The 9,689-nt window shown below is 28.6% G+C and carries 11 protein-coding genes; 5 read left to right on the forward strand and 6 right to left on the reverse strand.

Going from position 1 to position 9,689, the window contains the following annotated elements; all coding sequences use genetic code 11:
- Positions 1 to 6 precede the first annotated feature (6 nt).
- From BTO16_RS01525 to BTO16_RS01540, 4 genes are read right to left on the reverse strand one after another with little or no spacing between them, the layout of a single operon-like run.
- On the reverse strand, positions 7 to 537 hold the full coding sequence (locus BTO16_RS01525; protein WP_105019916.1) for a GNAT family N-acetyltransferase: 531 nt from the start codon (positions 535 to 537) through the stop codon (positions 7 to 9).
- 6 nt (positions 538 to 543) lie between these two features.
- Entirely contained in the window at positions 544 to 1,155 is a 612-nt protein-coding gene (locus BTO16_RS01530; RefSeq protein WP_170064396.1) for an outer membrane beta-barrel protein, read from the reverse strand.
- Between the two features lie 7 nt (positions 1,156 to 1,162).
- Positions 1,163 to 1,459, reverse strand: a complete 297-nt coding sequence (locus BTO16_RS01535) for a putative quinol monooxygenase (RefSeq protein WP_105019918.1) — start codon at positions 1,457 to 1,459, stop codon at positions 1,163 to 1,165.
- 4 nt (positions 1,460 to 1,463) lie between these two features.
- Entirely contained in the window at positions 1,464 to 2,324 is an 861-nt protein-coding gene (locus BTO16_RS01540; RefSeq protein WP_105019919.1) for an SAM hydrolase/SAM-dependent halogenase family protein, read from the reverse strand.
- Positions 2,325 to 2,453: 129 nt separating this feature from the next.
- On the opposite strand from BTO16_RS01540, the gene BTO16_RS01545 reads away from it, so the two are divergent.
- From BTO16_RS01545 to BTO16_RS01560, 4 genes are all read left to right on the forward strand, one after another.
- Positions 2,454 to 3,407, forward strand: a complete 954-nt coding sequence (locus tag BTO16_RS01545; protein WP_105019920.1) for a PhoH family protein — start codon at positions 2,454 to 2,456, stop codon at positions 3,405 to 3,407.
- A gap of 86 nt (positions 3,408 to 3,493) precedes the next feature.
- Entirely contained in the window at positions 3,494 to 4,441 is a 948-nt protein-coding gene (locus tag BTO16_RS01550; RefSeq protein WP_105019921.1) for a phosphoribosylaminoimidazolesuccinocarboxamide synthase, read from the forward strand.
- The gene (locus BTO16_RS01555) at positions 4,438 to 4,920 is read left to right on the forward strand and encodes a hypothetical protein (RefSeq protein ID WP_105019922.1); all 483 of its coding nucleotides are present in this window, start codon (positions 4,438 to 4,440) and stop codon (positions 4,918 to 4,920) included. Before BTO16_RS01550 ends, BTO16_RS01555 begins: the two co-directional genes overlap by 4 nt.
- Complete coding sequence (locus tag BTO16_RS01560) at positions 4,910 to 5,284, forward strand: glyoxalase (RefSeq protein WP_105019923.1); 375 nt, start codon at positions 4,910 to 4,912, stop codon at positions 5,282 to 5,284. The genes BTO16_RS01555 and BTO16_RS01560 overlap by 11 nt, the downstream gene beginning before the upstream one ends.
- A 349-nt stretch (positions 5,285 to 5,633) precedes the next feature.
- Here the strand turns inward: BTO16_RS01560 and BTO16_RS01565 are convergent, their stop codons facing one another.
- Positions 5,634 to 6,431: a TerC family protein gene (locus BTO16_RS01565; protein ID WP_105019924.1), complete on the reverse strand. Its 798-nt coding sequence runs from the start codon at positions 6,429 to 6,431 to the stop codon at positions 5,634 to 5,636.
- 147 nt (positions 6,432 to 6,578) lie between these two features.
- Between BTO16_RS01565 and BTO16_RS01570 the strand changes: the two genes are divergently transcribed.
- Positions 6,579 to 8,231 (forward strand): serine hydrolase, encoded by a 1,653-nt coding sequence (locus BTO16_RS01570; RefSeq protein ID WP_105019925.1) that lies wholly within the window; start codon positions 6,579 to 6,581, stop codon positions 8,229 to 8,231.
- Here the strand turns inward: BTO16_RS01570 and BTO16_RS01575 are convergent, their stop codons facing one another.
- On the reverse strand, positions 8,232 to 9,014 hold the full coding sequence (locus BTO16_RS01575; protein ID WP_245891921.1) for a sulfite exporter TauE/SafE family protein: 783 nt from the start codon (positions 9,012 to 9,014) through the stop codon (positions 8,232 to 8,234).
- Positions 9,015 to 9,689 lie beyond the last annotated feature (675 nt).

Genomic DNA, 9,689 nt, shown 5'->3' on the forward strand with positions numbered 1-9,689 from the left:
TAAAAACTAAGAAGCAATTAATCGATAACTAATATTATTTTCAAAACCTTCATCTTTAATTTCTGGTTGAAAAACAAAATCTTGTTTCTCTAACAACGAAATAGAATCCATATTATTTTTATGTGTAAATGCTTCGATGGTTTTTAATTCCATTTCTTGAAATCCGAATTTTAAAACTGCTTCAAAAGCTTCGCTCATAAAACCTTTTTGCTGGGAAATTGGGTCTAATTCGTAGCCAATTTCTGCATAATCTTCTTCATCTTCAAAATTACGTAAACCAACGGTTCCTATTAATTGATGGTTACTTTTAGATTCTATTACCCAAAAAATGCCTTTATTATTTAAGGTTAAATTAGAAATACGATCTATAAAAGCTCTTGCTTCAGAAAGATTGTTTGGTGTTTTTCTATCAATAAATTCATTAACTTCTTTATTGGTTCTTAAACCAAAAATTGCTTTTGCATCGTCTAAATTTAATGCTCTTAAAGTTAATCTTTCTGTTTCTAAAACAGGAAAAGGAGTAAAATTGTAATTCATAAGTGTTTATAAAAAAATGGTAAAACCAATATTTGAGTTAAAATTATTTGTAATGTAAGTTTCATTTTGTTGGTCTTCAAGATCTCTTGTACCTCTTAAATAATTTAGGCTAAACTCAACATTTACGTGTTCATTAAAAAAGTAACTTATTCCACCACCAAGGTTCAAGGAAGAAATGCTAGCTTTAGAAGTAATTAATGAATTTGAGCCGAATGAAAAACGACTATCACTTTTTTCAGAGCCTAAACCATAACTTGCTCTTAAAAAAGGTTTTATTTTTTCTCCTGAAAAATAATACTTTATAAAAGGAGCAATTGAGGTAGCATTTGTAACAGATGCATATCCAAAATCTTTGTCATCAATATCTGAGTATACATATATTAGACTTAAACCAAGAAAAAGTCTATTTTTTACTGCATAACCAACTTCAGGAGAAATTATAAATTGTTTTGCAGAGCCAGCATCTCTAGAAAAATTATCGCCATCTGCAGTATAAGATTCAAATTTAAAATTTAAATTGCTATTTACACCTATTAAAAAAGTTCCTTTTTCTATTTGAGAAAATGAAATTAGCGTAAAAAGTGTAAAAAATAAAAATGTAATTTTTTGTAATTTCATAGTACTATTAATAAAGTGAAACTTTTTTATCAACACTCCAAGCTTCTGGTTTGTCATTAAAAAAGGTTTTAGTTTGTGCCCAAACTGTTTTAAATAAATTTGAGTTTCTATAATTTTCTAAATCATTTTCGCTTTCCCAATAAGAGTAGGTGAAAAATATTTCTGGGTTGGTTTTATCTTGATATAATTCTAGTAATTTGCATCCATCAGAACTTCTAATGAATTCTTTTTTTTCTTCAAACAATATTAAAAACTCAGTAATATGTTTTGGGTGAAAACTCATTTTTACAATTCTAACAAACATAGGTTTAAGATAAAAGCGTGTATTCTGTCTTAGTCTCAGTGAAAAACTCAACAATTATTGGATCTCTGTATTCTAAGCCTAATAAACTGGATGCGCCACCAACAGTATTTAAGTTACTTCTGTAAATGGCTATTTCTAAGAAACCAGCAGAGTTAAAAATGGCTAACTTATTACCATCAAACTGTCTTGCATCTTCCGAATTGTTGCCAACAATTTCATTGTATTTTTTATATATTTTTTTAAAAGAATAACGAGATATAGTTACTTTATATGCGCGTCCTTTACCAATATCATTAAACATTTTTTTACTGATGTTGGTAATTACATTTCCGTAATTATCGATGTAAACAACACCACCTATAATTTGTGTTTGAGCTTGATTTACCTTTGGCTGAATTTCAATCAGTTTTTTAAATTCTGTAATTTCTTTGCCAATAACTGTTAAATTTCCTCCTCGCGCAATAAAACAGGCAACTTGCACAAAAACATCTAATACAGGAAAACTACTTTCAACACGATCGTGAATGTTAATTTCAACAATTTTTGTAGGTTTAATTTCTGATGCTATCATTGAGATAATACCATTGTCTGGACATACAAAAAAATGCTTGTCTAATTCCATTGCAATGTGTTTGTTATCTTCACTTAACTCTGAATCTACACCAACAATATGAATGGTTCCATCAGGAAAACTTTTGTAAGAGTTTTTTAAAATATAAGCAGTTTCGGTAATGTTAAAAGGGGATATTTCGTGCGTAATATCAACAATTTTAGCTTCTGCAAGCTCAGAATAAATTGCACCTTTTACAGCCCCAACAAAGTGGTCTTTTGTTCCAAAATCTGTAGTTAATGTAATAAAAGACATTTAATTTTTGGCTGTTAATTAATTGTGTAAAAGTTGTTGATTATTTTACGCAAATCTAATCAATTTACTAGTTTTAATGCCTATTTTTAATTTAATAATTCTTACTAATATTCTAAAAAATTTAAACATTTGAACGAACGCATTATAGAGTTAACAGACATAAGTCCAAAGGATTTTTTTGGCGCACAAAACAGTACGATTGAGCAGTTAAAAAGGTACTTTCCTAAAATAAAAATTGTTGCTCGCGGCTCTAAATTAAAAATTTATGGTGAGGCAGGCGTTTTAGACGAGTTCGAAATTCGTTTTGAACGTTTAATAAAGTACTTTAATAAATACAACAAGTTGGATGAAAACAGCATTGAGCAAATTTTAACATCCAACGGAAATGAAGAAAAGTCAGTCGCAGCAAAATTTGCAAAAGATGTTTTAGTGCACGGTGTAAACGGGAAGTTGATAAAACCACAAACAGAAAATCAGCGTAAAATGGTTGCATTAATGTCAAAAAATGACATGCTGTTTGCTGTTGGCCCTGCGGGAACGGGTAAAACGTACACTGCCGTTGCTTTGGCGGTTAGAGCATTAAAAGAAAAAGAAGTTCGAAAAATTATTTTAACAAGACCAGCTGTAGAATCTGGTGAGAATTTAGGTTTTCTTCCTGGTGATTTAAAAGAAAAATTAGATCCGTATATGCAACCTTTATATGATGCATTAAGAGATATGATTCCGCACGAAAAACTAGAATCTCATATAGAAAAAGGAGTTATACAAATTGCACCTTTGGCATTTATGAGAGGTAGAACTTTAGACAATGCATTTGTTATTTTAGATGAGGCGCAAAATACTACGCACAATCAAATGAAAATGTTTTTAACGCGAATGGGTAAAAGTGCTAAATTTATTATTACTGGCGATCCAGGGCAAATAGATTTACCAAGAAAACAGATTTCTGGTTTAAAAGAATCTTTGCTGGCTTTAAAAGATATTAACGGAATTGCACAAGTATATTTAGATGATAAAGATATTGTTAGACATAAGTTAGTTAAAGAAATTATAGCAGCTTATAAAACGATAGAAACAGAATAGTGATTGGTTTTTAGTTGTTGGTTCATTGTGTTTAGTTTATTTTTGTAACCAACAACAAAAAAGCATCAACAAACAACTACTTAAAAATGAATACAATTAACGAAACCAATTTTCAGTTTCCGAATCAAAAATCAGTTTACAAAGGGAAAGTTAGAGAAGTTTATAATATCAATAACGACGTTTTAGTAATGGTTGCTACTGATAGATTATCTGCTTTTGATGTTATTTTACCACGTCAAATTCCGTTTAAAGGTCAGATTTTAAATCAGATTGCAACAAAAATGATGCATGAAACTGCAGATGTTGTTCCTAATTGGTTATTGGCAAACCCAGATGAAAATGTTGCAGTAGGTCATTTATGCGAACCTTTTAAAGTAGAAATGGTTATTAGAGGTTACATGTCTGGTCATGCAGCTCGCGAGTATAAAGCAGGGAAAAGAGTTTTATGCGGAGTGCAAATGGTAGAGGGTTTAAAAGAAAATGACAAATTTCCATTACCAATTATTACACCATCAACCAAAGCAGCAAATGGCGATCATGACGAAGATATTTCTAGAGAAAATATTTTAGCAAACGGAATTGTTTCAGAAAGTGATTATTTAGTTTTAGAAGATTACACCCGTAAATTATTTGAAAGAGGTACCGAAATTGCTGCAAAACGCGGTTTAATTTTGGTAGATACAAAATATGAATTCGGAAAAACCAAAGAAGGCAAAATTGTGTTGATTGATGAAATTCATACACCAGATTCTTCTCGTTATTTTTATGCGGATGGGTATCAAGAAAGACAAAATAAAGGCGAAGCTCAAAAGCAATTGTCTAAAGAATTTGTGCGTCAATGGTTAATAGAAAATGGTTTTCAAGGTAAAGATGGTCAACAAATACCAGAAATGTCTGATGAAAAAATCATGGAAATTTCTAATAGATATATCGAGTTGTTTGAGCAAATTACAGGAGAGCAATTTGTAAAAGCAACAACAAAAGATGTTTTAAATAGAATTGAGAAAAACGTGTTGGATTTTCTTTCTAAATGAAAGCCGTAACTATAAAACAACTTAAAGACGAATTAGCTCATAAATCTGCAAATGAGCTAAAAGAGCTCTGTTTGCATTTATCGAGGTTTAAAAAAGAAAACAAAGAATTACTTACGTATTTATTGTTTGAATCTCATGACGAAGATGCCTACATTCAATCTATAAAAGATCAAATGGATATCCATTTTTTAGAGATTAATACAAAGAGTTTTTTTTACATCAGAAAAAGTGCCCGAAAAATTTTAACCCTTACAAAAAAATATATTAGGTACTCTAAAAAGAAAGAAACAGAAACTGAATTGTTATTATATTTCTGCAAGAAATTAAAAGAAATGAAACCATCAATGAGCAGAAGTATGCGATTGCAAAATGTTTTTGACTCTCAAATAAAAATGATTAAGAAAGCTATAGAAAAATTGCATGAAGATTTACAATATGATTATCAATTAGAATTAAATGAGTTATTAGATGAAGAATAAAGAAAGACCAATTTTAGCAGATTTAGTAAATGCAGGAACTTTAGATATAGAAAAATTTCAAAATGAAATAATTCGTCCTATAATAAAAATGCAACATCATTTATTAGTAGCTTCATTTCAAAATTATTTACAGAAAAGGAAAATAGATTTTTCTAATTTAACAGAACAGAAAAAGAGAAGTAGAATTTCATCTATTTACAAAACAGATAACAACTTTAAAAATCTTACTTTAGGTTTTATTATCGGTCATTTTTCGTTGGATGAATTTGCGTTTTATACCGCTAATATATCCGAAGTTCATAAAAGGGTATTACAGATTACTACACAAAGAATTAAAGATAGTATTTTAGAACTAAAATTATAAAACCGCTACAATTAAGTAGCGGTTTCAATCAATCAACCAAAAAACTTCTTTTGTCGTTTTTTTGTAATGAATACAAATAACTTAGGGAAGTAATATTTTAATAATAGAAAACCTTTTTTTTTTATACAAATATAAGTAAATTTTGTTTAAAAAAAAGAATAAATAATTAAACAAAATAGAATTTACTGATATTCATATTAGAGAATTACATGGCAAAAAAAAACACTACCTCGTAATGTTTTCTCTAGAATTCTTTAAATATTTATTTTACAGCAGTTTACCTCATTTAGCATAAAATAAAAAGTAGTATAAATCAAAAAATAAGTAATAATTAGAGGTTAGTCTTTAGCTATTTATGATTTCTACTAAGTAGTTTCTTTTGGTATTTTCCTTGAACAACATCAACAATTACAAGAACAGCCAACACAAAATAAAAGGTTGTTTTGCTCATTGGTACAATTTCGTTTCCAAAAAGTTTTAAATGTGCTAAGTGACCACCTTCGGTAACCAACATAATTCCAACTATAAATAGAATAAACAATCCTAATACTTCATACATTCTGTTTTTTGCTAAAAAGGATGCTATTCTATCTGCTAAAAATAACATTAAAAGTCCGCTAATAACAATAGCAATTGCCATTACAATAAAAGCTGTAGTCGAATTTTCTATTTCGCTTGTAAGGCCAATTGCAGCTAAAATTGAATCAAAAGAAAAAACTAAATTCATTAACACTATACTTGTAATAACTGCGTTCGATGATTTTTCACGGTTAGAACTACCGTCTGTAGAATGTTCTAAATCTGTAGTAGCAATCATATGCCAAATTTCTTTAATGGCAGTGTAAATAATAAATCCGCCACCCAATAAAACAATTATACTATGACCGTTAAAAGCAAATTTTATAATATTTTCAATTTCGCCGGTTAAAAAAGAAAAAGGCTCTTGAAAAAAATCGATAATAGAAACAAGCACAAATAACAATACAATTCTTAAAACAATTGCAATTAGTATTCCTGTTTTTCTAACTTTTTTTTGAGCAGTTTCTGGCGCTTTCTTAGATTCTAAAGAAATATAAAGTAAGTTGTCGAACCCAAGAACCGCTTGTAATAAAACTAACATGAAGAGTGTGAAAATAATTGATAACATTTTTTAATTAATTTTAGGCTTCAAATATATTTAAAAAGGTAGAAATATTGTCTAAAATAGTAGTTGTATTTTGTTCATTAATGGTAAAGTTGTAACTTATTTGCCTTTAGATCGTCCTATAGAAAACAACTAACTTAAATTTTATACATGAAAATTAACTCCTTTTTAAAATCGTCAGTATTAATTATTATTTGCGCACTTTATTTTAACAACAGTCAAGCGCAAAGTTTAGAGTCTAAAATAGATAAAATTTTAAGTAATCAGTTTAAAAGTAATGAAACGGGTGTTTCTGCTTTAGTTGCAAAAGATGGAAAAGTTTTATATCGAAAAGCTTTTGGAAAAGTCAATTTAGAACTAGATGTAAATATGACTCCAGAAAATATTTTTGAAGTTGGGTCTATCACCAAACAATTTACAAGTGTTTCAATTTTGATGTTATTAGAAGATGGTAAACTAAGTTTAGAAGATGAAATCACGAAGTTTATTCCTGATTATCCAACGAACGGAAAGAAAATTACGATTCATCATTTATTAACACACACTTCCGGAATTAAGAGTTACACGTCTATGCCAAGTTTTGAGAAAATTATTGCAATTGACGAAACTCCTTTAGCATTTATCGATTTTTTTAAGAACGAACCAATGGATTTTGATCCAGGAGAAAAATATTTATATAACAATTCTGCCTATTTTATTTTAGGATACATTATAGAAAAAGCTAGCGGAATCTCGTATCCGAAATTTATTAAAGAAAGAATTTTTGATAAAATAGATATGAAATCTTCTTATTACGGTAGTCGCACAAAATTGATTAAAAACAGAGCTTCTGGTTATGGAAAAACAGATCAGTTTGTAAATGCGCAATATCTTAGTTTAACATTGCCGTATGCCGGAGGTTCAATAATGTCTACAGTAGATGATATGTTAAAGTGGCAAACTGCAATAAGTACCAATGTTTTTGTTAAAAAAGAAACTATAAATAAAGCATTTACTAATTATACATTAAATAATGGCGATAAAATAAATTATGGTTATGGTTGGAGTCTTAATGAAATAAATGATGTGCCAACAATAGAACATGGTGGGGCAATTCCTGGATATTTATCAATGGGTATTTTTGTGCCAAGTAAAAACGTATATGTAATCCTTTTTTCTAATTGTAACTGTCAATCACCAGAAGCCATCGCTTTAGAAATAGCTACTTTAACCATTAATAAACCTAAATTTGAAATAAGTAGCAGTGTAAAATTATCAACAGAACAATTAAATAAATGGGTAGGAACTTATAAATTTAATAATGAAGTTTTACGCTTTATTACTTTAAAGGATGGTCAATTATTTAGTCAAAGAGAAGGAAGTCCAGAATTATTTAAGATTTATCCAACTTCTGCAAACTCTTTTTCTTTTGAAGGTGGGTTTATTTCGTATGATTTTTTAATAAAAGATGGAAAAAAAGCAGCGTTATTTAAAAACAGAATTAACAAAGAACTGGGTGTTTTTACAGATAAAGAAGCAGCTAAAGAACAAGAAATTGTAACAGTTTCTTCGGATGTATTAAAAACCTACGAAGGTGTTTTTGGATTACAGCCTGGTTTTGATATCGTAATTACGGCAAAAGAAAATCAATTGTTTGCACAAGCAACTGGGCAACCTCAATTTGAATTGTTTGCAGAATCTGAAACTAAATTCTTTTTAAAAGTAGTAAAAGCATCGGTTGAGTTTTATAAAAATGAAAAAGGCGAAATAACTGCATTAACTTTATATCAAGGAGGAAATGTAATGAAAGCGTTGAAAAAATAATTAAAAAAAATATTTTATCAAAATTCTAATTCCTACAAGGGCAATCAAAATAGCGGTTGCCTTTTTTAGTTGAATAGGAGTAAAGTACTTGTTGCTCATTCTGTTTCCAATTTGTCCGCCAATAAAAACAGTAATTAATAAGATGGATGTTAAATTCCAATCGATATAAAAATCAGGATTGGAATATTGCCCCAATAAACCAGCAATAGAATTTACTAAAATAAAAAAACTAGCGGTTGCTGCAATTTTCTTTGGAGTATCCCAATTTGTTAAATGTAAAAGTGGCGCTAAAAAAATGCCACCACCAATACCAACCATTCCAGAAATAAAACCAATTATTCCGCCAAAAGCAGCGTTTCTAGTTGTGTTTATTTTGATGGATTGTTCATCCGAAGAAATTATTCTTTTTGAAATCCACATGGTAATTGCTGCAAAAAGAAGCGTAAAGCCCAATAATATAAAAAACAAATCTTGACTAATTTTTAATTTCCCTCCCAAATAAGCTAGTGGAATACTTATAAAAACTAAGGGAATTATTTTTTTATAATTCAATTTTTTCTGTTGATGAAACAAAAATACATTTCCAAAAACAACCACGATATTACATAATAGCGCTGTTGCTCTAATTTGAGTAAATAGGATTCCTGTTAATGCTAAAATTGCTAAATAACTAGAACCACCGCCAAAACCTACGGAAGAGTATAAAATTGCAACTGTAAAAAATAATAAGATGATGAACCAGTATTGACTTAAGGTTTCAAGAATTAGCATATTTTCTATCAATAGTGTTTTTTTATGTTTTACTGTAGATTACTAACTTAATTTAGAAATAAGTATTTTTAAAGTTAAAATTTTTAGTTTTAGTCATTTTACCCCCTTTAATTGACTTATTTCTATACGTAGACTTTAGTTATTCTATTTAGCTTTGTCAAAATTATCATTTACATATACTATCCATAAAAAAGAATTGTAGATATAAAAATATACCTTTTAATTTAAATGAACACGAATAAAAATGAATCAATTTTTATATGATATCAGAAAATAAAAAAATACTGGAATGAAAACTTAAGGTACCTAACCTTACTTTTATCTATTTGGTTTCCATTGTTTTCTCAATTATATTATTTGATGAACTAGATACAAATAAATTAAAATGCTTTAAATTAGATCTCCGGTTTTCTTAATAGGTAAAATTTAGTTATTTGTATCTTTAATTTTCTGTTTATAAAAGTAATGAATCGCTTGTGTAAAAAATTGGATTTAACAAAAAACAACTAAAATTATGAGCATATAGATGCAATGATTGCTATTTTTATAATTTCTATGTTAGTATCAATGTTTATAACATTACCGCCAAAAGAAGAACAAGAAATTTTGGGGAATATTACAGTTATCAGTGTGGCAAATGAAACACAATCTTACTAAGTATCACCAACTAAAAATTTAGGACTAATT

It is taken from the genome of Polaribacter glomeratus, assembly GCF_002954665.1.
Taxonomy (GTDB): Bacteria; Bacteroidota; Bacteroidia; order Flavobacteriales; family Flavobacteriaceae; genus Polaribacter; species Polaribacter glomeratus.